The organism is Streptomyces lothianensis (assembly GCF_047779955.1).
Taxonomy (GTDB): Bacteria; Actinomycetota; Actinomycetes; order Streptomycetales; family Streptomycetaceae; genus Streptomyces.
In genome coordinates, this window is sequence record NZ_JBLMKT010000064.1 from 39,704 (window position 1) to 59,613 (window position 19,910).

Below are 19,910 nucleotides of genomic sequence, written 5' to 3' on the forward strand. Positions count from 1 at the left end.
CCCAGGTCCTCCGCTCGGTGATGGCCGTTCCGCGGGGCTTCCGGACGGCTCGGCGGCCGCTGCGGCAGTTGCTCAACTTCCGCGGTGGGTTCCCGCGAGCTGCCGGGCGGCGGAGCATGGCGGGCACTCGCCGGGCGTGGGGCCGCGGTAGGCGTGGTCGCAGGTGTCGCAGTTCCGGAGGGGGTGGGGCTTCGCGGGTTCGGATGCCGACGGCCGCGGGGCGCCGAGGGGTGGTGCGGGCGGCAGCAGGGCGCTGAGGCGGTGGGCGAGGAACGCGGCGGGGTGGCGTACGCCCTGGGGTGGGAGGTCGGCGGTCAGCGCTTGTCGTACGGCGGCGGGGGAGATGTCGCGTTCCAGCCAGGCGGCGACTCCTGGAGCCAGGCGGGCGGTGTCTGTGGCGGACAGCAGGAGCCGCGGCTCGTTGCGGTGGAGGGTGGCCAGGAGGGCGGTGGCCTGCTGGAGGAGGGTGGGGGAGGGGTAGGCGGGGTGCGGTACGTGGAGGGGGTTCGGGGGTTTCTTGGGGCGCTGCTCGGGGGTGGGGGCGCGCATGGGGGCCGGTCCGGGCGCGTGGGTGGAGGCGGAGGGGGAGACGGAGGCAGGGGCCGGGCCACGGTCCGGGTCCGGGTCCGGTCCACGGTCAGCGTCCGGGCCACGGTCCGTGTCCGCGACAGGGGCCGGTTGCTGCTTCGAGGCTGCCCGCGGGGCGTTCCTCCTGCCGCCCGGCCGGTTGCAGGAGACGGTGCGGGTGGCGACGCGGCCGTCTGGGGTGCGGTGGACTTCGCGGCGCAGGAACCCGTGGGTCTCCAGTTCGCGCAGGGCGGTGGCGATCCGGGTGTCACCCTCGGGCCAGCGGGCGGACAGGGTACGGATGTCGATGCGGCTTCCGGCGGGCAGCGACTGGATGTACGTGGACAGCCCGACGGCGGTGAGGGAGAGCGAGGGGTGTTGGGCGAGATCGTTGCTGATGACCGTGAAACGGTCCGTGATCCGCACGTTGTCGTGCAGGACGCCGACGGTGGGCGCGGTGCCGGGGCGGCGCGCGGGCGGGTGGTCGTCGGCGGTAACGGGGGACTGCGGGTGCGCGGGCGCGCTAGGGTGCTGCGTATCCATCGGGAAGCTTCTCTCTTCCTCGTTGGTCAGGCCCTCGCATCGGGATTGCCGTCCCGGCGGGGGCCGTCGCATGTCTGGAGTTGTGGGGCGCGGTCTGTCATATGACCGAGTGCGCTTGGCGTGAGCCTAGGGCTGGCAACAGGCGCTCGCGCAAGCCGAGTTGGCGATATTCACCCGACCGGGTGGCGGGAGGGAGGGGTGGGGCTTGGCTGGGGTTCCTTTCTCCCTGTGGTCCTTTGGGGTTGATCGCCCGTGTCACCGGCGCACGGGTTCCCGGTTTCCGGTGCGAGGCCGGTCGCCGGTGCGAGGTCGATCCGGGCCCAGACGGTTTTGCGCGGGTGCGGCCCTCCTGTGACGCCCCAGCGGTCCGCGTACGCCTCCACGAGGAGCAGGCCGCGGCCGGATTCGGCGGAAGACTCGGGGAGTTGGGGTGCGGGGATGCGTTCGGGGCGTGTGTCGGTGACCTCGATGCGGAGTGCTTCGGTTTCGGTGGGGCCGGTGTCGACATACAGGTCGAGGCGGAAGTCGCGACCGGGGATACGGGCGTGGGTGACGGCGTTGGTGGCCAACTCCGCGATGACGTGAGCGGCGCGCTCGACGGCGGCGGGCGGCAGGTCCCAGCCGCGGAGCCGTTCGGTCGCGAGGAGGCGCGCGAGGCGGGCGCCGCGTGGCGTGGGGGAGAGCTGTACGCCGAAGTGGCGCGTGGGACAGGGAAGTTGGGCAAGATCCTCGGTCATGCCGTCCAGCCTGGCCGCGCCTGCCTACCGTGATCCGTGACATGCCGTGTGTGCCCGGTGACTGTCCGGAGCTTGTCCGGTGCTGTCCGGGCTGTCCGGTGGGTGGTGAGGGTAGGGCGGGCGTTGTGTGAGCGGCGGGGAACGGCGCGGAGCGCCCGGGACGGTGGAGGTGGCCTCGGTGGACAGCGTGGACGGTGTGGACAAGGTGGGCGGAGCTGCGGTGGGAGCGACGGCCGGTCCGGTGGAGCCGGGCTGGGACGTGGACCCGGACGACGAGCAGGGGGCCGCGATCATCGCCATGGTCGGGCAGATGATCCGGACCCGGCGGGAGCGGCTGGGAATGAGCGCCTGCGAGCTGGGCGCGGCGATCGGCTACGGCGAGGACCAGGTGTACAAGGTCGAGTCGGGGAAGCGGATTCCGAAGCCCGAGTTCCTGGACGGGGTGGACCCTGTCCTGGACGCGGGCGGGATGATCTCGGGGATGAAGGAGCGGGTGGCGGAGGTTCGGTATCCGAAACGGGTGCGGGATATCGCGGAGATGGAAGCCAGGGCCGTCGAGTTGACGGCGTACTGGGAGCACAACCTGCATGGCCTGTTGCAGACGGCAGAGTATGCGGAGACCCTCTTCTCCTTGCGGCGGCCCGCCCTCCCGGCTGAGCAGATCGAGCGGGCGCTAGCTGCCCGTACGGCCCGACAGTCGATCTTCGCGCGCGACCCCGGCCCGACCCTCAGCTTCATCCAGGAGGAGGTGACGCTTCGGAGGCCGCTTGGAGGGAAGATGGTGTTGCGGCGCCAGCTCGAACATCTTCTGGAACTTGGCCAGTTGCGGCAGGTGGAGATTCAGGTGATGCCGACGGCCCGTGAGGACCACGCTGCGATGACTGGTGAGATGGAGGTGCTGAAGTTCCGGGATGGCGCGGCGATCGGGCGCTGCGTGCGGCTCTTCAACGCGCGGCCAACCGACGACCCCAAGCAACTCCGGATCATCGAACTGCGGTGTGGCATCATCCGGGCTCAGGCTCTCCCGCCCAGAGAGTCACTGGCCTTCATCGAGCAAGTGCTGGGAGAACTATGAACCGCGAGACCTCCGCTGGTGACCTGTCCGAACTGGCCTGGTTCAAGAGCAGCCACAGCAGTGGGGACAGCGAGCCCGACTGCGTCGAGGTCGCCCACACCCCCGGCACGGTCCACATCCGCGACTCCAAGAACGCCGAGGGCCCCCGCTTCACCGTCGGCGGCCCGGCCTGGGCCGACTTCGTGGCGTACGCCGCCGAGGGCTGACCGGCACTCGCCTCGCGGGGACGCGGACGTCAGGTGCGGGTGACGGTGCCGCAGTCCCTGTGCTCGCCCTCGTCCATCGGGCGGCTGCGGTCGTACGGGTCCATCGCGGGGCCGGTGGGCGTGGGCCCGGACCGGGACAGGTCGTCCGGGAACCAGGGGTGCAGAAAGCCGTCGTCGATGTCGCAGTCGGAGTTGCCGAACTCGGATGCGACGCTTGTGGGCAGCAGCTTGCCCTGCGTGACCATCCACCGTCCGGGGTCGGATACCGTCATCTCGACTTTCCGGCGGACGATGGTGCGGGCCACCGTGTCATCGTCCCCCTCGGCGCGTACCAGCGGATAGACGAACGTGTAGTCCGCGTGCACCCTCACCTGGCCCGACTTTCCGGCGGAGAACGACATCCGGCCGCGCACCTTGACCACCTCGCCGGCCACGCGCACCTCGTCCGGATCGAAGCGGGTGAAGTACCTGAACGGATTGTTGTCCGCGGACGGCTCCCGCAGCGCCGCACGTATGCCGGACATCAACTCCTTGTCCTTCGGCTCAAGGAGAGCCAAGGCCCGTTCAGGGTTTTCGCCCCGCAGGACGGCCGGATCCAGGTTGCTCGCCACCAGGAAGTCCTTGGTGTGCCGCAGAGCCGTCTCCACGTCGGCCTTGCTCAGGCCCTTCACGGCCTTGGCCTCGGGCAGCTCGATCGCGTCCGCGCCCTCGGCCCAGCGCAGGGCGGGCGAACCGCGCCACGGGTGCTCGCGGGTGGGCAGGCTCGCCGCCGCCACCTCGCCCGGCGCGGCGGACGGCGCCGCGCTCTCCGCCGCGAGCGGCGTGGGCGACGCGGCCGCCTCCGTGGTCCTGTCGTCGTCGTTGCCGGGGAGGTGGTCCGTGAGCAGCGAGGGCTTCACGGCGAGGACGGCCAGCGTCGCCGCGAGCACCACACCCAGTGCCGTGCCCGCCTTGCGGCGGCGGGCACGGGTGCCGTTCATCTCCTGCCAGGCGGGACCGGTGCGCCAGCCGGGCGGGGTGGCCGCCGCCTCCTTCTTCTTCCGCGACCGGCCCCAGCTGCGGCCGGTCCCGCCCGCAGCCTCCTGCTCCTGCATCCGCCGCGTCACCATGCGCGCCCGGGCCGAGGGCTCCTTGGGCGCGGAGGAGGCGTCGCCGTCCATCGCCTCGCGCAGGAACGACTCCCAGCGCTCGTCGGATATCGAGCCGCCTTCTGCCTTGGGCTCGTTCGGGTCCGCGGACTCGTCGTCGGGACGGTCCTCGGGCGGCACGGTGCTCATGGTGTGGTCTCCTCGGCGTACACGGCATCGCCGACGCGGGCAGGAAGGATTCGGCTGCCCTCTCGTGGGATGGCAGCCAGGGCGAAGAGGTCGCAGAGTATCCGCTGGTCATCTCGGTGTGATCACGGTCTGAGCGCGCGTCAAACCCGGTGCCGCGCAGCCGTCTTGAAGGCGTTTTCGCAGGTCAGCTGTGGTGCGGGGCCGGATGGGCGGGCATCACGCGGCCTGTGAGGGCGGACATGGCGCCGAACGCCGTTACGCAAGCGTTGTCATGCCCACGCATCGTGTCGACTCCGCTCCTCTAGCGTGTACGCCGCTTCGCTCGCCGCCGTTGCCCGGCGGTGACGGCGAAGTGGACCGGGGCGGGACGAGCAGAGGTGTCGGATGACAGCGCAGGAACAGCAGGCCGGTGCGGCGCGGGTCGAGCTGCGGCATATGACGACGGCCGAGCAGTGGCTGGAGGCCCTGCGGGGGCACGCCAAGGTGTCGCCGCAGGCTCGGCGGCAGCGGTTGCTTCTGGTGCTGGTGGCGCTGGCCCTGGTGGCGATGTCGGTCCGCGTGACGGCGACGGGCGTTTCGGTGAAGCCTTCGGCGTTCGTACCTGCTGTGGTGATGCTGGGCCTGTGGCTGATGATGCGCAGGCTCACCGCCCGGGCCCAGCAGCGGATCAGTGCGGGGCTGGGGGCGCGGCGGATCACCGTGGACGGGTCCGGGGTGTGCGTCGAGACCGCTCACGTACTGACGAGGTTCGGTTGGCCCGCCATGTCCCGGTACGTCGAGACCCGCCAGCTGTTCCTGCTGGTCAGCGCGGACAAGCGGGCCTCGTGCCTGGTGTTCCTGCCCAAGGTGAGCGCGGACGGCACGGACCGTTCCGCTGAGCTGCGTGGGTTGCTGGACGCGCAGCTGCCCGCGGTTCGGGGCGGTCGCTGATGTCGGCCGACGTCGAGCCGAGTGCTTCGGCTCCGGCGGTCGAGCTGGAGTTCCTGGTGGCGGAGGTCGAGTTCTGGGAGGCGCTGCGCGCGATATCGCGGTGGCCGCGCACCGGCGACGTACAGCACATACCGATGCTGTTCGGGGTGACGCTCATTGTGGCCGGCGCCGCGTATCTGCCGGAGCCGTTGAACGGGGCTTCGATTCTGGCGCTCGCGCCGTTCGGGGCGATGCTGGGTTCGGTCTACGACTGGCTGCGGCTGCGGCGAGCGGTGCGGGCACTGCGCCGGTGGCAGGTCAGGCAGGGCGTGTGCAGCGTGCGCGTGGATGAGGTCGGCGTGCACGGGGAGACGGCCACGTCCTCCGGCACCGCCCGCTGGGCGGCGTTCACGCAGTGCCGCGAGACCGAGAACCTGTTCGTGCTCTCGGCCGGAGACCGGGGGGACAACCTGTGTGTGCTGCCGAAGCGCGGCGTGCTCTCGACCGGCGGGGTCGAGCGGCTGCGGGAGCTGACCGGACGGCATGTGGCGGCGGCCGCGTAGCCGTGGCGGGGAGCGGCCGGGGGAGGCTGCGTGGCTTGATCGGCGGCGACCGTGCGACTGCGCCCTGCGAGGGCCGAGCGGAAAGTGTGGTGATCGTCACGAAAGCGGCGCCGCGCCCCGCGCCCGTCCGGCCCCGCCGGTTTGACATGGCGGCGTCGAGGGGTACTCTCCTGCGCCCGATTGGCGCGGTCCGCGCCCCGTATGGCAGACTATCGGGGTTGCTCGGTTGAGTGCCGATGCTGCGCGCCTCCCGCCGGGGGGACCGGAAGCGAGTCCCACAGTACTCGTCGTTCCAACTGCCGAAAGGCAGCGCTGGGGCGGACGTACGGGAATCTTCCGGGAAGTGCAGTGGGGTGGCTCAGCCAGGCACCCGGTGGGTGTTCTTCCCCCGCCCGCGGTCCTCGCGGCCGTAACCCCAGCAGGGATTCCCTCGGGAATCCGCGTCAGTGAGGTTGCGACACGCCCGACCGCGTGGGTCGGAGAAGAGTTAACAGAACCCCCGGGTTCCAGAGCGTTTACTAGAGACAGGACTACTGAGTAGCCATGGCGGGACAGAAGATCCGCATCCGGCTCAAGGCCTACGACCACGAGGTCATCGACTCCTCGGCGAAGAAGATCGTCGAGACGGTGACCCGTACTGGTGCGTCGGTCGCGGGCCCGGTGCCGCTCCCCACCGAGAAGAACGTGTACTGCGTCATCAAGTCGCCGCACAAGTACAAGGACTCGCGCGAGCACTTCGAGATGCGCACGCACAAGCGTCTGATCGACATTCTCGACCCGACCCCCAAGACCGTTGACTCTCTGATGCGACTCGACCTTCCGGCCGGCGTCGACATCGAGATCAAGCTCTAAGGGTCTGGTGATCGAGAATGGCTAAGCAGATCAAGGGCATCCTGGGCGAGAAGCTCGGCATGACGCAGGTCTGGGACGAGAACAACCGCATCGTCCCCGTGACCGTCGTCAAGGCCGGCCCCTGCGTCGTGACCCAGGTCCGTACGAATGACTCCGACGGCTACGAGTCGGTCCAGATCGCCTTCGGCGAGATCGACCCGCGCAAGGTGAACAAGCCCCTCAAGGGCCACTTCGCCAAGGCCGACGTGACCCCCCGCCGCCACCTCGTCGAGATCCGTACCGCTGACGCCAGCGAGTACACCCTCGGCCAGGAGCTCACCGCCGAGACCTTCGAGTCCGGCGTCAAGGTCGACGTGACCGGCAAGAGCAAGGGCAAGGGCTTCGCCGGTGTGATGAAGCGCCACAACTTCAAGGGTGGCAAGGCTTCCCACGGTGCCAAGCGCATCCACCGCAAGCCCGGTTCCGTCGGTGGCTGTGCCACCCCGGGCCGTGTGTTCAAGGGCCAGCGCATGGCGGGCCGCATGGGAAACGAGCGGGTCACCACCCAGAACCTGACCGTCCACGCCGTTGACGCCGAGAAGGGTCTGCTGCTCATCAAGGGCGCCGTCCCCGGCCCCAACGGTGGCCTCGTCCTGGTCCGCACCGCGGCCAAGGGGGTTTGAGGAACCGATGAGCACCATTGACATCCTTTCGCCGGCAGGCGACAAGGCCGGGACCGTCGAGCTCCCCTCGGAGATCTTCGACGCGAAGGTCAGCGTTCCGCTGATCCACCAGGTCGTCGTCGCGCAGCTGGCCGCGGCCCGTCAGGGCACGCACAAGACCAAGACCCGCGGCGAAGTCCGTGGTGGTGGCAAGAAGCCTTACCGCCAGAAGGGCACCGGCCGCGCCCGTCAGGGTTCGACCCGTGCGCCGCAGTTCGCCGGCGGTGGCGTCGTCCACGGCCCCGTGCCGCGTGACTACTCGCAGCGGACCCCGAAGAAGATGAAGGCCGCCGCCCTGCGCGGTGCCCTCACCGACCGGGCCCGCAACAACCGCATCCACGTCGTGTCCGGCGTGGTTGAGGGCGACATCAGCACCAAGTCGGCCAAGACCCTCCTGGGCAAGGTCAGCGAGCGCAAGAACCTGCTCCTGGTCATCACCCGCGAGGACGAGGCCGCTCTGCTGTCCGCCCGCAACCTGCCCCAGGTCCACATCCTGGAGCCGGGCCAGCTGAACACGTACGACGTGCTCGTTTCGGACGACGTGGTCTTCACCAAGGCCGCCTTCGACACCTTCGTCGCCGGCCCCAACAAGGCTGACACCGAAGGGAGCGAGGCCTGATGGCTGAGACCACGACGGCTACCGTTACCAGCAAGACCTTCACCGACCCGCGCGACATCCTCGTCAAGCCGGTTGTCTCGGAGAAGAGCTACGCGCTGCTCGACGAGAACAAGTACACGTTCATCGTCGCGCCCGGCGCCAACAAGACCCAGATCAAGCAGGCCGTCGAGGCGGTCTTCTCGGTCAAGGTCACCGGCGTCAACACGATCAACCGTCAGGGCAAGCGGAAGCGTACGCGCACCGGTTACGGCAAGCGTGCCGACACCAAGCGCGCCATCGTGACCCTCGCTGAGGGCGACCGTATCGACATCTTCGGCCAGGCCTCCTAACGGAGCGCCCTGGTCCGAATATCGGACGAGGACTGAGAAATGGGAATCCGCAAGTACAAGCCGACTACGCCGGGCCGTCGTGGCTCCAGCGTTGCCGACTTCGTCGAGATCACGCGGTCCACGCCGGAGAAGTCGCTGGTCCGCCCCCTGCACAGCAAGGGCGGCCGTAACAACACCGGTCGTGTGACCGTCCGCCACCAGGGTGGCGGCCACAAGCGCGCCTACCGCGTGATCGACTTCCGTCGTCACGACAAGGACGGCGTGCCGGCGAAGGTCGCGCACATCGAGTACGACCCCAACCGCACCGCGCGTATCGCGCTGCTGCACTACGCCGACGGCGAGAAGCGCTACATCATCGCGCCGCGCGGCCTGCAGCAGGGCGACCGGATCGAGAACGGCCCCGGCGCGGACATCAAGCCGGGCAACAACCTCGCCCTGCGCAACATCCCCGTGGGTACGACGATCCACGCCATCGAGCTCCGTCCCGGTGGCGGCGCCAAGTTCGCCCGCTCCGCGGGTGCCTCGGTGCAGCTCCTGGCGAAGGAGGGCACGATGGCCCACCTTCGTATGCCCTCCGGTGAGATCCGCCTGGTCGACGCGCGCTGTCGCGCCACCATCGGCGAGGTCGGCAACGCCGAGCAGAGCAACATCAACTGGGGCAAGGCCGGCCGTATGCGCTGGAAGGGCGTCCGCCCGACCGTGCGTGGTGTCGTGATGAACCCGGTTGACCACCCGCACGGTGGTGGTGAAGGCAAGACCTCCGGTGGTCGCCACCCGGTCTCGCCCTGGGGTCAGAAGGAAGGCCGTACTCGTTCGCCCAAGAAGGCGTCGAACAAGTACATCGTCCGCCGCCGCAAGACGAACAAGAAGCGCTAAGGACGGGTTGAGATGCCTCGTAGCCTGAAGAAGGGGCCCTTCGTCGACGACCACCTGATCAAGAAGGTGGACGCCCAGAACGAAGCCGGCACCAAGAACGTCATCAAGACCTGGTCCCGTCGCTCCATGATCGTGCCGGCCATGCTCGGCCACACGCTTGCGGTGCACAACGGCAAGACCCACATCCCGGTGTTCGTCACCGAGTCGATGGTCGGCCACAAGCTCGGCGAGTTCTCGCCGACGCGCACCTTCCGGGGCCACGTCAAGGACGACCGGAAGTCGAAGCGCCGCTAACGCGGATCGCATTCAGACACGTAAGAAACTGAAGGGACAACCATGGAAGCCAGGGCCCAGGCGCGGTACATCCGCGTCACGCCCATGAAGGCCCGCCGCGTGGTGGACCTCATCCGTGGCATGGACGCCACGGAGGCCCAGGCCGTCCTGCGATTCGCTCCGCAGGCAGCCTCGGTTCCCGTTGGCAAGGTGCTGGACAGCGCCATCGCCAACGCCGCGCACAACTACGACCACAGTGACGCCTCTTCGCTGTTCATCAGCGAGGCGTTCGTGGACGAAGGCCCGACCCTGAAGCGGTTCCGTCCGCGTGCCCAGGGCCGTGCCTACCGGATCCGCAAGCGGACCAGCCACATCACCGTGGTCGTCAGCAGCAAGGAAGGAACCCGGTAATGGGCCAGAAGGTAAACCCGCACGGGTTCCGGCTCGGTGTCACCACCGACTTCAAGTCGCGTTGGTACGCCGACAAGCTGTACAAGGACTACGTCAAGGAAGACGTCGCCATCCGTCGGATGATGACGTCCGGCATGGAGCGCGCCGGCATCTCGAAGGTTGAGATCGAGCGCACCCGTGACCGCGTGCGGGTGGACATCCACACCGCCCGTCCCGGCATCGTCATCGGCCGCCGTGGCGCCGAGGCCGACCGCATCCGCGGTGACCTCGAGAAGCTCACGGGCAAGCAGGTCCAGCTGAACATCCTCGAGGTCAAGAACCCCGAGACCGATGCCCAGCTCGTGGCCCAGGCCGTTGCCGAGCAGCTGTCCTCCCGCGTCTCCTTCCGCCGCGCCATGCGCAAGAGCATGCAGTCGGCCATGAAGGCGGGTGCCAAGGGCATCAAGATCCAGTGTGGCGGCCGCCTCGGCGGCGCCGAGATGAGCCGCTCGGAGTTCTACCGCGAGGGTCGTGTGCCGCTGCACACGCTGCGCGCGAACGTCGACTACGGCTTCTTCGAGGCCAAGACCACCTTCGGCCGTATCGGCGTGAAGGTCTGGATCTACAAGGGCGACGTCAAGAACATCGCCGAGGTCCGCGCCGAGAACGCCGCAGCCCGCGCGGGCAACCGCCCGGCCCGCGGTGGCAGCGACCGCCCGGCCCGTGGTGGCCGTGGCGAGCGCGGCGGCCGCGGCCGCAAGCCCGCACAGCAGTCGGCTCCGGCCGCCGAAGCCCCCAAGGCTGAGGCCGCCGCCGCCCCCGCTGCTGAGAGCACCGGAACGGAGGCCTGACCACCATGCTGATCCCCCGTCGGGTCAAGCACCGCAAGCAGCACCACCCCAAGCGCTCGGGTATGAGCAAGGGTGGTACGCAGGTTGCGTTCGGTGAGTACGGCATCCAGGCCCTCGGCCCGGCGTACGTCACCAACCGTCAGATCGAGGCCGCGCGTATCGCGATGACCCGCCACATCAAGCGTGGCGGCAAGGTCTGGATCAACATCTACCCGGACCGCCCCCTCACCAAGAAGCCGGCCGAGACCCGCATGGGTTCCGGTAAGGGTTCCCCGGAGTGGTGGGTGGCCAACGTCAAGCCCGGACGCGTCATGTTCGAGCTGTCGTACCCCAACGAGAAGATCGCCCGTGAGGCCCTGACTCGCGCAGCCCACAAGCTGCCGATGAAGTGCAAGATCGTCAAGCGCGAGGCAGGTGAAGCGTGATGTCGGCCGGCACCAAGGCGTCCGAGCTGCGCGAGCTGGGCAACGAGGAGCTTGTCGCCAAGCTCCGCGAGGCCAAGGAAGAGCTGTTCAACCTCCGCTTCCAGGCGGCCACGGGACAGCTCGAGAACCACGGCCGTCTCAAGGCGGTCCGCAAGGACATCGCCCGGATCTACACCCTCATGCGTGAGCGTGAGCTCGGCATCGAGACGGTGGAGAACGCCTGATGAGCGAGAAGACTGTGACTGAAGACACCGCCCGCGGCTTCCGCAAGACCCGCGAGGGTCTCGTCGTCAGCGACAAGATGGACAAGACCGTCGTCGTCGCCGTCGAGGACCGCGTCAAGCACGCGCTGTACGGCAAGGTCATCCGCCGTACGAACAAGCTCAAGGCGCACGACGAGCAGAACGCTGCCGGCGTCGGCGACCGCGTCCTCCTGATGGAGACGCGTCCGCTGTCGGCGACCAAGCGTTGGCGCGTCGTCGAGATCCTCGAGAAGGCCAAGTAATTCTCCGGGGCCCTGGAAAAAGTTCAGGGGCCCCCCGGAGGTAGTTCCGCCAGGCTCCCGGGGCAGTTCACGCGACTGCCCCGGGGGAACCGGCAGACAAACAGGAGATAGACGTGATCCAGCAGGAGTCGCGACTCAAGGTCGCCGACAACACCGGTGCGAAGGAGATCCTTTGCATCCGTGTTCTCGGTGGCTCGGGTCGCCGCTACGCGGGCATCGGTGACGTCATCGTCGCCACCGTCAAGGACGCGATCCCCGGCGGCAATGTGAAGAAGGGTGACGTCGTCAAGGCGGTCATCGTTCGCACCGTCAAGGAGCGCCGCCGTCCGGACGGCTCGTACATCCGCTTCGACGAGAACGCCGCCGTTGTTCTGAAGAACGACGGCGACCCTCGCGGCACCCGTATCTTCGGCCCCGTGGGCCGTGAGCTGCGCGAGAAGAAGTTCATGAAGATCATCTCGCTCGCGCCGGAGGTGCTGTAAGCATGAAGATCAAGAAGGGCGACCTGGTCCAGGTCATCACCGGTAAGGACAAGGGCAAGCAGGGCAAGGTCATCGCGGCCTACCCCCGCGAGGACCGTGTCCTGGTCGAGGGTGTCAACCGGGTCAAGAAGCACACCAAGGCCGGGCCGACCGCCAGCGGTTCGCAGGCCGGCGGCATCATCACCACCGAGGCGCCCGTCCACGTCTCCAACGTCCAGCTGGTCGTGGAGAAGGACGGCAACAAGGTCGTGACCCGCGTCGGTTACCGCTTCGACGACGAAGGCAACAAGATCCGCGTTGCCAAGCGGACGGGTGAGGACATCTGATGACGACCACCACCACTCCGCGTCTGAAGACGAAGTACCGCGAGGAGATCGCCGGCAAGCTGCGTGAGGAGTTCTCGTACGAGAACGTCATGCAGGTCCCGGGCCTCGTCAAGATCGTGGTCAACATGGGTGTCGGCGACGCCGCCCGTGACTCGAAGCTCATGGACGGTGCCGTCCGTGACCTGACCACGATCACCGGTCAGAAGCCGGCCATCACCAAGGCCCGCAAGTCCATCGCGCAGTTCAAGCTGCGCGAGGGTCAGCCGATCGGTGCCCACGTCACGCTCCGTGGCGACCGCATGTGGGAGTTCCTGGACCGCACCCTGTCGCTCGCGCTGCCGCGCATCCGCGACTTCCGTGGTCTGTCTCCCAAGCAGTTCGACGGCCGTGGCAACTACACCTTCGGTCTCACCGAGCAGGTCATGTTCCACGAGATCGACCAGGACAAGATCGACCGCGTCCGGGGTATGGACATCACCGTGGTCACCACGGCGACCAACGACGACGAGGGCCGTGCCCTTCTGCGTCACCTCGGCTTCCCGTTCAAGGAGGCGTGAGCGAGATGGCGAAGAAGGCTCTGATTGCCAAGGCTGCTCGTAAGCCCAAGTTCGGTGTGCGTGCCTACACCCGCTGCCAGCGCTGTGGCCGCCCGCACTCCGTGTACCGCAAGTTCGGCCTCTGCCGCGTGTGCCTTCGTGAGATGGCTCACCGTGGCGAGCTGCCGGGCGTGACCAAGAGCTCCTGGTAAACCCCGAATCCTCGGGATTTCCAGGCGCTCTCGGTAAGCACTCTGGACGGCAGACCCCTCCTCCGCATGCCGTAGGCTTGTGGGGTTGGGCGTCTGCCGCCCTTTGACGACTTACTACGCCGTAGGTCCCCGTGCCGCACCCGTCCCGCCTCTGTGCGGGGAGAGGGATGGCGCATACAGGAAACCCCGGCGAGAGAGGCCGAAGGCCAATTCATGACCATGACTGATCCGATCGCAGACATGCTGACGCGTCTGCGGAATGCGAACTCGGCGTACCACGACTCGGTGTCGATGCCGCACAGCAAGATCAAGTCCCACATCGCGGAGATCCTCCAGCAGGAGGGCTACATCACCGGCTGGAAGACCGAGGACGCCGAGGTCGGCAAGAACCTCGTCCTCGAGCTGAAGTTCGGTCCGAACCGTGAGCGCTCCATCGCGGGCATCAAGCGGATCTCCAAGCCCGGTCTCCGGGTTTACGCGAAGTCCACCAACCTGCCCAAGGTTCTCGGTGGCCTCGGCGTGGCGATCATCTCCACGTCGCACGGTCTCCTGACCGACAAGCAGGCCGGCAAGAAGGGCGTAGGCGGAGAAGTCCTCGCCTACGTCTGGTAACGGAAGGGAACGGAGGAAACAGCTATGTCGCGTATTGGCAAGCTCCCCATCACGGTTCCCGCCGGCGTGGACGTCACCATCGACGGCCAGGCGGTGACGGTCAAGGGTTCCAAGGGCACCCTGAGCCACACCATTGCGGCTCCGATCGAGATCGCTAAGGGCGAGGACGGCGTTCTGAACGTCACCCGCCCGAACGACGAGCGTCAGAACAAGGCCCTGCACGGCCTGTCCCGCACGCTGGTGGCGAACATGATCACCGGCGTGACCCAGGGTTACGTGAAGAAGCTCGAGATCAGCGGTGTCGGTTACCGCGTCCTGGCGAAGGGCTCCAACCTGGAGTTCTCGCTCGGCTACAGCCACCCGATCCTGGTCGAGGCGCCCGAGGGCATCTCGTTCAAGGTCGAGTCGCCGACCAAGTTCTCGGTCGAGGGCATCGACAAGCAGAAGGTCGGCGAGGTTGCGGCCAACATCCGCAAGCTGCGCAAGCCCGACCCGTACAAGGCCAAGGGTGTCAAGTACGAGGGCGAAGTCATCCGCCGCAAGGTCGGAAAGGCGGGTAAGTAAGCCATGGCATACGGCACGAAGATCGCTAAGGGCGACGCTTACAAGCGTGCTGCCATCAAGCGCCGTCACATCCGTATCCGCAAGCACATCTCGGGTACGGCTGAGCGTCCGCGCCTGGTCGTGACGCGTTCGAACCGCCACATCGTGGCCCAGGTCATCGACGACATCAAGGGTCACACCCTGGCGTCGGCGTCGACCCTGGACACCACGATCCGCGGCGGCGAGGCCGACAAGTCCTCGCAGGCCAAGCAGGTCGGCGCCCTGGTCGCCGAGCGCGCCAAGGCCGCCGGTGTCGAGGCTGTCGTATTCGACCGTGGTGGTAACCAGTACGCCGGGCGCATCGCCGCCCTGGCGGACGCCGCCCGCGAGGCCGGACTCAAGTTCTGAGTCCTGCTTCCGTAGCTAGCGGAAACAGAGAGAGGTAATTCCAATGGCTGGACCCCAGCGCCGCAGTGGCGGTGCCGGTGGCGGCGAGCGGCGGGACCGGAAGGGTCGCGACGGTGGCGCTGCCGCCGAGAAGACCGCGTACGTTGAGCGCGTTGTCGCGATCAACCGCGTCGCCAAGGTTGTGAAGGGTGGTCGTCGCTTCAGCTTCACCGCGCTGGTCGTGGTGGGCGACGGTGACGGCACCGTGGGTGTCGGTTACGGCAAGGCCAAGGAGGTGCCGGCCGCCATCGCCAAGGGTGTGGAGGAGGCCAAGAAGCACTTCTTCAAGGTCCCCCGTATCCAGGGCACCATCCCGCACCCCATCCAGGGTGAGAAGGCTGCCGGCGTCGTGCTGCTCAAGCCCGCGTCCCCGGGTACCGGTGTTATCGCCGGTGGTCCGGTGCGTGCTGTGCTCGAGTGCGCCGGTATCCACGACATCCTGTCGAAGTCGCTCGGCTCCGACAACCAGATCAACATCGTCCACGCGACCGTGGAGGCCCTCAAGGGCCTGCAGCGTCCCGAGGAAGTCGCGGCTCGCCGTGGCCTGCCCCTCGAGGACGTCGCCCCCGCGGCTCTGCTGCGTGCGCGTGCAGGGGCAGGTGCGTAATGGCACAGCTCAAGATCACGCAGACGAAGTCGTACATCGGCAGCAAGCAGAACCACCGTGACACCCTGCGTTCCCTTGGTCTCAAGGGCATCAACACGCAGGTCGTCAAGGAGGACCGCCCCGAGTTCCGCGGCATGGTGCACACCGTCCGCCACCTCGTGACGGTCGAGGAGGTCGACTGATCATGGGTGAGCAGAACCCGCTCAAGATCCACAACCTCCGTCCGGCCCCGGGCGCCAAGACCGCCAAGACCCGTGTCGGTCGTGGTGAGGCGTCGAAGGGTAAGACGGCAGGTCGCGGTACCAAGGGTACGAAGGCCCGTTACCAGGTTCCGGAGCGCTTCGAGGGTGGCCAGATGCCCCTCCACATGCGTCTTCCGAAGCTGAAGGGCTTCAAGAACCCGTTCAAGACCGAGTTCCAGGTCGTCAACCTGGACAAGCTGGCTTCGCTCTACCCCGAGGGTGGCGAGGTCACGGTCGAGGACCTGGTCGCCAAGGGCGCCGTGCGCAAGAACAGCCTCGTCAAGGTCCTCGGCCAGGGCGAGATCTCCGTGGCGCTGCAGGTGACGGTCGACGCCGTCTCCGGCTCCGCCAAGGAGAAGATCGCCGCCGCCGGCGGCACCGTCACCGAGCTCGTGTGAGCTTGCTGACTTGACGATCCCACCGGGGATGCCCACAAAAGGGGCATCCCCGGTTGGTCGTTCCTAGGGGGCGGTAGTCGCCGGTAAGGTGGCGTGCGTTAATGCTTCCGCACGGTCAGTTGCACTGCTGGGGAACCGTGCGGCTCTTGCCTCAGTTGTACTTTTCGTTATTCGTCGAACCTCAAGACCGTCACCTCTGACGCACGCGCGCGGGGGTCGCAGGAGGCACCGTGCTCACCGCGTTCGCCCGGGCGTTCAAGACGCCCGACCTGCGCAAGAAGCTGCTCTTCACGCTCGGCATCATCGTCATCTACCGGCTCGGTGCACACATCCCGATCCCGGGGGTGTCCTACGAGAACGTGCAGATCTGTATCGACCAGGCCAACACCAACAGTGGTCTGTTCGGTCTTGTCAACATGTTCAGCGGTGGCGCCCTGCTGCAGATCACGATCTTCGCGCTCGGCATCATGCCGTACATCACAGCGAGCATCATCCTGCAGCTGCTGACCGTGGTCATCCCGCGTCTGGAAGCCCTCAAGAAGGAGGGCCAGACGGGCACGGCGAAGATCACGCAGTACACGCGTTATCTGACGGTCGCGCTCGCCGTCCTCCAGGGCACCGGCCTCGTCGCCACCGCCCGCAGCGGCGCGCTGTTCGGCAGCTGTCCGGTCGGCAACCAGATCGTGCCCGACCAGTCGATCTTCACCACCATGCTGATGGTGCTCACGATGACCGCCGGTACGGCCGTCGTCATGTGGCTCGGTGAGCTCATCACCGACCGCGGCATCGGCAACGGCATGTCCATCCTGATGTTCATCTCCATCGCCGCCGGTTTCGTCGGCGCCCTGTGGGCCATCAAGGAAGAGGGCTCGATGGCCGACGGCTGGATCGAGTTCGGCATCGTCATCGCCGTCGGTCTCGCGATGGTCGCCCTGGTCGTGTTCGTGGAGCAGGCCCAGCGACGGATCCCCGTGCAGTACGCGAAGCGCATGATCGGCCGCAGGTCCTACGGCGGTACGTCGACGTACATCCCGCTGAAGGTCAACCAGGCGGGCATCATCCCTGTGATCTTCGCCTCCTCGCTGCTCTACATCCCGGCTCTCGTGGCACAGTTCGCTGGTGGCGACTCCGGGTGGAAGCGCTGGATCGAAGCGCACTTCATCCAGCCCGACGGCCCGATCTACATCGCCACGTACTTCGTTCTGATCGTGTTCTTCGCCTTCTTCTACGTGGCGATCTCGTTCAACCCGGAAGAAGTCGCCGACAACATGAAGAAGTATGGTGGCTTCATCCCGGGCATCCGGGCAGGGCGTCCCACCGCCGAGTACCTGAGCTACGTGCTCAACCGCATCACTTGGCCGGGATCGCTGTACCTGGGCCTGATCGCTCTTGTGCCGACGATGGCGTTGGCACCTCTCGGTGCGAACCAGAACTTCCCGTTCGGCGGGACGAGCATCCTGATCATCGTGGGTGTGGGTCTGGAGACCGTGAAGCAGATCGAGAGCCAGCTCCAGCAGCGTAATTACGAAGGGTTCCTCCGCTGATGCGTATCGTCCTCGTCGGACCGCCCGGTGCGGGCAAGGGAACGCAGGCCGCGTTCCTCGCCGAGAACCTGTCGATCCCGCACATCTCCACGGGCGACCTCTTCCGCGCCAACATCAGCCAGGGCACCGAGCTCGGCCTGAAGGCCAAGTCCTACATGGACGCGGGCAACCTGGTGCCGGACGAGGTCACCATCGGGATGGCCAAGGACCGCATGGCACAGCCCGACGCCGAGGGTGGCTTCCTGCTCGACGGCTTCCCGCGCAACGTCTCGCAGGCCGAGGCCCTGGACGAGGCGCTCAAGCTCGACGGCCAGCAGCTGGACGCGGTGCTCGACCTGGAGGTCCCCGAGGACGAGATCGTCAAGCGCATCGCCGGCCGACGGACCTGCCGCAACGAATCAGCGCACGTCTTCCACGTCGAGTACAAGAAGCCGAAGACCGAGGGCGTCTGCGATGTCTGCGGCGGCGAGCTGTACCAGCGCGGTGACGACAGCGAGGAGACGGTCCGCCGACGCCTCGAGGTCTACCACAGCGAGACCGAGCCGATCATCGACCACTACCGGTCCCAGGGCCTGGTCGTGACGATCTCCGCGCTCGGCGAGGTCGCCGAGGTGACCGAACGCGCGATGAACGCCCTGCGCAAGGGCACATCAGACTGAGAGCGTTGAGCTCGGCTGCGGCCGCGGTGCCCCCAGGGGTGCCGCGGCCGTAGTGTTGTGTCAGTACACAGCCTTTACCCCGGAATTTTCAGATACGGAGCGATGCCGGCCATGGTGGAGATCAAGACCCCCGAGCAGCTCGCCAAGATGCGCGAGGCCGGCCTGGTCGTCGCCGCGATCCACAAGGCCACCCGTGAGGCGGCCGTGCCGGGCGCGACCACGAAGGACCTCGACGAGGCCGCGCGCAAGGTGCTCGACGAGCACGGCGCCAAGTCCAACTTCCTCGGCTACGGCGGCTTCCCGGCCACGATCTGCACCTCGAAGAACGAAGTCGTGGTCCACGGCATCCCGAGCGACGAGGTGGTCCTCGCCGACGGCGACATCATCTCCATCGACGCCGGCGCGATCGTCGACGGCTGGCACGGCGATGCGGCGTACACCGCTTTCGTGGGCTCCGGGCACGCGCCCGAGCTGATCGAGCTCTCCCGGGTCACCGAGGAGTCGATGTGGGCCGGTATCGCGGCCATGAAGCAGGGCAACCGCCTGGTCGACGTCTCCAAGGCCATCGAGCAGTACATCCGCCGCCAGCCGCGCCCGTCGACCGGCAAGTACGGGATCATCGAGGACTACGGCGGTCACGGCATCGGCACCCAGATGCACATGGAGCCGCACCTCCTGAACTACGTGGAGCGCCGCCGTGGCCGCGGGCCGAAGCTGGTGCCCGGTTTCTGTCTCGCCATCGAGCCGATGGTCTCGCTCGGGACGCCCCGTACCGAGGTCCTGGAGGACGACTGGACCGTCATCACGACGGACGGCACGTGGTCCTCGCACTGGGAGCACTCCGTGGCCGTCACCGAGGCGGGCCCCCTGGTGCTCACCGCTCCCGACGGCGGCAAGGCCAAGCTGGCCGAGATGGGGATCACCGCGGCCCCGGATCCGTTGGGATGACCGGCTCGCCGTTGGGATGAAGGGCTTCCCGGAGCGTGCATAACGATCGTCGCGTCGGGGCACAATTCCCGGATTCGTTTTTCCGGAGCCTCTGACGTAGACTGACTCGTCGGCTCTCGTGCATCCTCATGCCTGCAGTCCGCAGGCTGGGGCAGCGGGGCCGATCAAGGTAGTCGATTCGAAGGGCTAAGCGTGGCCAAGAAGCAAGGTGCCATCGAGATCGAGGGCACTGTCGTCGAGTCTCTTCCGAACGCCATGTTCAAGGTCGAGCTCCAGAACGGCCACCAGGTCCTGGCACACATCAGCGGCAAGATGCGCATGCACTACATCCGCATCCTCCCTGACGACCGGGTCGTGGTGGAGCTGTCTCCGTACGACCTGACGCGTGGCCGGATCGTCTACCGCTACAAGTAGATCTTGCCTGTGCCCCGCATCCGCGCGGGGTGGTGGCACTGACCCGGAGAACCTCACCCCATGAAGGTCAAGCCGAGCGTCAAGAAGATCTGCGACAAGTGCAGGGTGATTCGCCGTCACGGCCGAGTCATGATCATCTGCGACAACCCGCGCCACAAGCAGCGCCAGGGCTGACGCAGGTCTGCACCCGCAGATCATCGCGCGACGCAAGCTGAACAGTTATTACGCAGGTCCCGTCCCTC

The 19,910-nt window shown here is 67.4% G+C and carries 33 protein-coding genes; 30 read left to right on the top strand and 3 right to left on the bottom strand.

Going from position 1 to position 19,910, the window contains the following annotated elements:
* Positions 1-72 precede the first annotated feature (72 nt).
* Positions 73-1,110, bottom strand: a complete 1,038-nt coding sequence (locus ACLF6P_RS21995; RefSeq protein WP_415952360.1) for a helix-turn-helix domain-containing protein — start codon at positions 1,108-1,110, stop codon at positions 73-75.
* Between the two features lie 170 nt (positions 1,111-1,280).
* Positions 1,281-1,847 carry an ATP-binding protein gene (locus ACLF6P_RS22000; protein ID WP_415952361.1) on the bottom strand — a complete coding sequence of 189 codons (567 nt, stop codon included), beginning with the start codon at positions 1,845-1,847 and terminating at the stop codon, positions 1,281-1,283.
* 196 nt (positions 1,848-2,043) lie between these two features.
* Between ACLF6P_RS22000 and ACLF6P_RS22005 the strand changes: the two genes are divergently transcribed.
* Entirely contained in the window at positions 2,044-2,922 is an 879-nt protein-coding gene (locus tag ACLF6P_RS22005; RefSeq protein WP_415952424.1) for a helix-turn-helix domain-containing protein, read from the top strand.
* Positions 2,919-3,128, top strand: coding sequence for a DUF397 domain-containing protein (locus tag ACLF6P_RS22010; RefSeq protein ID WP_415952362.1), 210 nt, complete (start codon positions 2,919-2,921; stop codon positions 3,126-3,128). The genes ACLF6P_RS22005 and ACLF6P_RS22010 overlap by 4 nt, the downstream gene beginning before the upstream one ends.
* Positions 3,129-3,157: 29 nt before the next feature.
* Here ACLF6P_RS22010 and ACLF6P_RS22015 read toward each other — a convergent pair whose 3' ends face one another.
* Positions 3,158-4,405, bottom strand: a complete 1,248-nt coding sequence (locus ACLF6P_RS22015; protein ID WP_415952363.1) for a hypothetical protein — start codon at positions 4,403-4,405, stop codon at positions 3,158-3,160.
* 384 nt (positions 4,406-4,789) lie between these two features.
* Between ACLF6P_RS22015 and ACLF6P_RS22020 the strand changes: the two genes are divergently transcribed.
* The 28 genes from ACLF6P_RS22020 to rpmJ all read left to right on the top strand — a co-directional run bounded on the left by ACLF6P_RS22020 (position 4,790) and on the right by rpmJ (position 19,842).
* On the top strand, positions 4,790-5,335 hold the full coding sequence (locus ACLF6P_RS22020) for a hypothetical protein (protein WP_415952364.1): 546 nt from the start codon (positions 4,790-4,792) through the stop codon (positions 5,333-5,335).
* Positions 5,335-5,877 (top strand): YcxB family protein, encoded by a 543-nt coding sequence (locus tag ACLF6P_RS22025; RefSeq protein ID WP_415952365.1) that lies wholly within the window; start codon positions 5,335-5,337, stop codon positions 5,875-5,877. Before ACLF6P_RS22020 ends, ACLF6P_RS22025 begins: the two co-directional genes overlap by 1 nt.
* Positions 5,878-6,420: 543 nt before the next feature.
* Positions 6,421-6,729: a 30S ribosomal protein S10 gene (gene rpsJ / locus ACLF6P_RS22030; protein WP_003948644.1), complete on the top strand. Its 309-nt coding sequence runs from the start codon at positions 6,421-6,423 to the stop codon at positions 6,727-6,729.
* A gap of 17 nt (positions 6,730-6,746) precedes the next feature.
* Entirely contained in the window at positions 6,747-7,391 is a 645-nt protein-coding gene (rplC, locus tag ACLF6P_RS22035; protein WP_415952366.1) for a 50S ribosomal protein L3, read from the top strand.
* Positions 7,392-7,398: 7 nt separating this feature from the next.
* Complete coding sequence (gene rplD / locus ACLF6P_RS22040; protein ID WP_415952367.1) at positions 7,399-8,049, top strand: 50S ribosomal protein L4; 651 nt, start codon at positions 7,399-7,401, stop codon at positions 8,047-8,049.
* Positions 8,049-8,378: a 50S ribosomal protein L23 gene (gene rplW, locus ACLF6P_RS22045; RefSeq protein ID WP_415952368.1), complete on the top strand. Its 330-nt coding sequence runs from the start codon at positions 8,049-8,051 to the stop codon at positions 8,376-8,378. The genes rplD and rplW overlap by 1 nt, the downstream gene beginning before the upstream one ends.
* A 39-nt stretch (positions 8,379-8,417) precedes the next feature.
* Entirely contained in the window at positions 8,418-9,254 is an 837-nt protein-coding gene (rplB, locus tag ACLF6P_RS22050) for a 50S ribosomal protein L2 (protein ID WP_415952369.1), read from the top strand.
* Positions 9,255-9,266: 12 nt separating this feature from the next.
* Positions 9,267-9,548 (top strand): 30S ribosomal protein S19, encoded by a 282-nt coding sequence (gene rpsS, locus ACLF6P_RS22055; protein WP_003992359.1) that lies wholly within the window; start codon positions 9,267-9,269, stop codon positions 9,546-9,548.
* 42 nt (positions 9,549-9,590) lie between these two features.
* On the top strand, positions 9,591-9,938 hold the full coding sequence (gene rplV / locus ACLF6P_RS22060; protein WP_135332555.1) for a 50S ribosomal protein L22: 348 nt from the start codon (positions 9,591-9,593) through the stop codon (positions 9,936-9,938).
* Positions 9,938-10,768, top strand: a complete 831-nt coding sequence (gene rpsC / locus ACLF6P_RS22065; protein WP_415952370.1) for a 30S ribosomal protein S3 — start codon at positions 9,938-9,940, stop codon at positions 10,766-10,768. Before rplV ends, rpsC begins: the two co-directional genes overlap by 1 nt.
* 5 nt (positions 10,769-10,773) lie before the next feature.
* Complete coding sequence (rplP, locus tag ACLF6P_RS22070; protein ID WP_415952371.1) at positions 10,774-11,193, top strand: 50S ribosomal protein L16; 420 nt, start codon at positions 10,774-10,776, stop codon at positions 11,191-11,193.
* Entirely contained in the window at positions 11,193-11,417 is a 225-nt protein-coding gene (gene rpmC / locus ACLF6P_RS22075) for a 50S ribosomal protein L29 (protein ID WP_030759371.1), read from the top strand. The genes rplP and rpmC overlap by 1 nt, the downstream gene beginning before the upstream one ends.
* Positions 11,417-11,698 (top strand): 30S ribosomal protein S17, encoded by a 282-nt coding sequence (rpsQ, locus tag ACLF6P_RS22080; protein WP_415952372.1) that lies wholly within the window; start codon positions 11,417-11,419, stop codon positions 11,696-11,698. Before rpmC ends, rpsQ begins: the two co-directional genes overlap by 1 nt.
* 113 nt (positions 11,699-11,811) lie before the next feature.
* Entirely contained in the window at positions 11,812-12,180 is a 369-nt protein-coding gene (gene rplN, locus ACLF6P_RS22085; RefSeq protein ID WP_282546403.1) for a 50S ribosomal protein L14, read from the top strand.
* 2 nt (positions 12,181-12,182) lie between these two features.
* Positions 12,183-12,506 (top strand): 50S ribosomal protein L24, encoded by a 324-nt coding sequence (rplX, locus tag ACLF6P_RS22090; RefSeq protein ID WP_415952373.1) that lies wholly within the window; start codon positions 12,183-12,185, stop codon positions 12,504-12,506.
* Complete coding sequence (gene rplE / locus ACLF6P_RS22095) at positions 12,506-13,063, top strand: 50S ribosomal protein L5 (RefSeq protein ID WP_415952374.1); 558 nt, start codon at positions 12,506-12,508, stop codon at positions 13,061-13,063. Before rplX ends, rplE begins: the two co-directional genes overlap by 1 nt.
* A gap of 5 nt (positions 13,064-13,068) precedes the next feature.
* On the top strand, positions 13,069-13,254 hold the full coding sequence (locus ACLF6P_RS22100) for a type Z 30S ribosomal protein S14 (RefSeq protein WP_003956452.1): 186 nt from the start codon (positions 13,069-13,071) through the stop codon (positions 13,252-13,254).
* A 213-nt stretch (positions 13,255-13,467) separates the two neighbouring features.
* Complete coding sequence (gene rpsH, locus ACLF6P_RS22105) at positions 13,468-13,866, top strand: 30S ribosomal protein S8 (RefSeq protein WP_093613762.1); 399 nt, start codon at positions 13,468-13,470, stop codon at positions 13,864-13,866.
* Between the two features lie 24 nt (positions 13,867-13,890).
* The gene (gene rplF, locus ACLF6P_RS22110) at positions 13,891-14,430 is read left to right on the top strand and encodes a 50S ribosomal protein L6 (RefSeq protein WP_415952375.1); all 540 of its coding nucleotides are present in this window, start codon (positions 13,891-13,893) and stop codon (positions 14,428-14,430) included.
* 3 nt (positions 14,431-14,433) lie between these two features.
* On the top strand, positions 14,434-14,817 hold the full coding sequence (gene rplR / locus ACLF6P_RS22115; protein ID WP_399202848.1) for a 50S ribosomal protein L18: 384 nt from the start codon (positions 14,434-14,436) through the stop codon (positions 14,815-14,817).
* A gap of 43 nt (positions 14,818-14,860) precedes the next feature.
* Positions 14,861-15,463, top strand: a complete 603-nt coding sequence (gene rpsE, locus ACLF6P_RS22120) for a 30S ribosomal protein S5 (RefSeq protein WP_415952376.1) — start codon at positions 14,861-14,863, stop codon at positions 15,461-15,463.
* Positions 15,463-15,645 (top strand): 50S ribosomal protein L30, encoded by a 183-nt coding sequence (gene rpmD, locus ACLF6P_RS22125; protein WP_005481207.1) that lies wholly within the window; start codon positions 15,463-15,465, stop codon positions 15,643-15,645. The genes rpsE and rpmD overlap by 1 nt, the downstream gene beginning before the upstream one ends.
* A gap of 2 nt (positions 15,646-15,647) precedes the next feature.
* Positions 15,648-16,103 (top strand): 50S ribosomal protein L15, encoded by a 456-nt coding sequence (rplO, locus tag ACLF6P_RS22130; RefSeq protein WP_187819701.1) that lies wholly within the window; start codon positions 15,648-15,650, stop codon positions 16,101-16,103.
* Between the two features lie 230 nt (positions 16,104-16,333).
* Positions 16,334-17,647: a preprotein translocase subunit SecY gene (gene secY / locus ACLF6P_RS22135; protein WP_415952377.1), complete on the top strand. Its 1,314-nt coding sequence runs from the start codon at positions 16,334-16,336 to the stop codon at positions 17,645-17,647.
* Positions 17,647-18,306 carry an adenylate kinase gene (locus ACLF6P_RS22140; RefSeq protein WP_415952378.1) on the top strand — a complete coding sequence of 220 codons (660 nt, stop codon included), beginning with the start codon at positions 17,647-17,649 and terminating at the stop codon, positions 18,304-18,306. Before secY ends, ACLF6P_RS22140 begins: the two co-directional genes overlap by 1 nt.
* A gap of 111 nt (positions 18,307-18,417) precedes the next feature.
* A complete protein-coding gene (gene map / locus ACLF6P_RS22145; RefSeq protein WP_415952379.1) occupies positions 18,418-19,254 on the top strand; it encodes a type I methionyl aminopeptidase in 837 nt (278 codons plus the stop codon).
* A 192-nt stretch (positions 19,255-19,446) separates the two neighbouring features.
* Entirely contained in the window at positions 19,447-19,668 is a 222-nt protein-coding gene (gene infA, locus ACLF6P_RS22150; RefSeq protein ID WP_003948620.1) for a translation initiation factor IF-1, read from the top strand.
* 60 nt (positions 19,669-19,728) lie between these two features.
* Entirely contained in the window at positions 19,729-19,842 is a 114-nt protein-coding gene (gene rpmJ, locus ACLF6P_RS22155) for a 50S ribosomal protein L36 (protein ID WP_003948619.1), read from the top strand.
* The last annotated feature ends 68 nt before the right edge of the window (positions 19,843-19,910 follow it).

What these genes read in the sequence shown, in the direction of transcription:
- ACLF6P_RS21995 (WP_415952360.1), bottom strand. Translation starts at nt 1,110, where the DNA reads ATGGATACGCAGCACCCTAGCGCGCCCGCGCACCCGCAGTCCCCCGTT.
- ACLF6P_RS22000 (WP_415952361.1), bottom strand. Translation starts at nt 1,847, where the DNA reads ATGACCGAGGATCTTGCCCAACTTCCCTGTCCCACGCGCCACTTCGGC.
- ACLF6P_RS22010 (WP_415952362.1), top strand. Translation starts at nt 2,919, where the DNA reads ATGAACCGCGAGACCTCCGCTGGTGACCTGTCCGAACTGGCCTGGTTC.
- ACLF6P_RS22015 (WP_415952363.1), bottom strand. Translation starts at nt 4,405, where the DNA reads ATGAGCACCGTGCCGCCCGAGGACCGTCCCGACGACGAGTCCGCGGAC.
- ACLF6P_RS22020 (WP_415952364.1), top strand. Translation starts at nt 4,790, where the DNA reads ATGACAGCGCAGGAACAGCAGGCCGGTGCGGCGCGGGTCGAGCTGCGG.
- ACLF6P_RS22025 (WP_415952365.1), top strand. Translation starts at nt 5,335, where the DNA reads ATGTCGGCCGACGTCGAGCCGAGTGCTTCGGCTCCGGCGGTCGAGCTG.
- rpsJ (WP_003948644.1), top strand. Translation starts at nt 6,421, where the DNA reads ATGGCGGGACAGAAGATCCGCATCCGGCTCAAGGCCTACGACCACGAG.
- rplC (WP_415952366.1), top strand. Translation starts at nt 6,747, where the DNA reads ATGGCTAAGCAGATCAAGGGCATCCTGGGCGAGAAGCTCGGCATGACG.
- rplD (WP_415952367.1), top strand. Translation starts at nt 7,399, where the DNA reads ATGAGCACCATTGACATCCTTTCGCCGGCAGGCGACAAGGCCGGGACC.
- rplW (WP_415952368.1), top strand. Translation starts at nt 8,049, where the DNA reads ATGGCTGAGACCACGACGGCTACCGTTACCAGCAAGACCTTCACCGAC.
- rplB (WP_415952369.1), top strand. Translation starts at nt 8,418, where the DNA reads ATGGGAATCCGCAAGTACAAGCCGACTACGCCGGGCCGTCGTGGCTCC.
- rpsS (WP_003992359.1), top strand. Translation starts at nt 9,267, where the DNA reads ATGCCTCGTAGCCTGAAGAAGGGGCCCTTCGTCGACGACCACCTGATC.
- rplV (WP_135332555.1), top strand. Translation starts at nt 9,591, where the DNA reads ATGGAAGCCAGGGCCCAGGCGCGGTACATCCGCGTCACGCCCATGAAG.
- rpsC (WP_415952370.1), top strand. Translation starts at nt 9,938, where the DNA reads ATGGGCCAGAAGGTAAACCCGCACGGGTTCCGGCTCGGTGTCACCACC.
- rplP (WP_415952371.1), top strand. Translation starts at nt 10,774, where the DNA reads ATGCTGATCCCCCGTCGGGTCAAGCACCGCAAGCAGCACCACCCCAAG.
- rpmC (WP_030759371.1), top strand. Translation starts at nt 11,193, where the DNA reads ATGTCGGCCGGCACCAAGGCGTCCGAGCTGCGCGAGCTGGGCAACGAG.
- rpsQ (WP_415952372.1), top strand. Translation starts at nt 11,417, where the DNA reads ATGAGCGAGAAGACTGTGACTGAAGACACCGCCCGCGGCTTCCGCAAG.
- rplX (WP_415952373.1), top strand. Translation starts at nt 12,183, where the DNA reads ATGAAGATCAAGAAGGGCGACCTGGTCCAGGTCATCACCGGTAAGGAC.
- rplE (WP_415952374.1), top strand. Translation starts at nt 12,506, where the DNA reads ATGACGACCACCACCACTCCGCGTCTGAAGACGAAGTACCGCGAGGAG.
- ACLF6P_RS22100 (WP_003956452.1), top strand. Translation starts at nt 13,069, where the DNA reads ATGGCGAAGAAGGCTCTGATTGCCAAGGCTGCTCGTAAGCCCAAGTTC.
- rpsH (WP_093613762.1), top strand. Translation starts at nt 13,468, where the DNA reads ATGACCATGACTGATCCGATCGCAGACATGCTGACGCGTCTGCGGAAT.
- rplF (WP_415952375.1), top strand. Translation starts at nt 13,891, where the DNA reads ATGTCGCGTATTGGCAAGCTCCCCATCACGGTTCCCGCCGGCGTGGAC.
- rplR (WP_399202848.1), top strand. Translation starts at nt 14,434, where the DNA reads ATGGCATACGGCACGAAGATCGCTAAGGGCGACGCTTACAAGCGTGCT.
- rpsE (WP_415952376.1), top strand. Translation starts at nt 14,861, where the DNA reads ATGGCTGGACCCCAGCGCCGCAGTGGCGGTGCCGGTGGCGGCGAGCGG.
- rpmD (WP_005481207.1), top strand. Translation starts at nt 15,463, where the DNA reads ATGGCACAGCTCAAGATCACGCAGACGAAGTCGTACATCGGCAGCAAG.
- rplO (WP_187819701.1), top strand. Translation starts at nt 15,648, where the DNA reads ATGGGTGAGCAGAACCCGCTCAAGATCCACAACCTCCGTCCGGCCCCG.
- ACLF6P_RS22140 (WP_415952378.1), top strand. Translation starts at nt 17,647, where the DNA reads ATGCGTATCGTCCTCGTCGGACCGCCCGGTGCGGGCAAGGGAACGCAG.
- map (WP_415952379.1), top strand. Translation starts at nt 18,418, where the DNA reads ATGGTGGAGATCAAGACCCCCGAGCAGCTCGCCAAGATGCGCGAGGCC.
- rpmJ (WP_003948619.1), top strand. Translation starts at nt 19,729, where the DNA reads ATGAAGGTCAAGCCGAGCGTCAAGAAGATCTGCGACAAGTGCAGGGTG.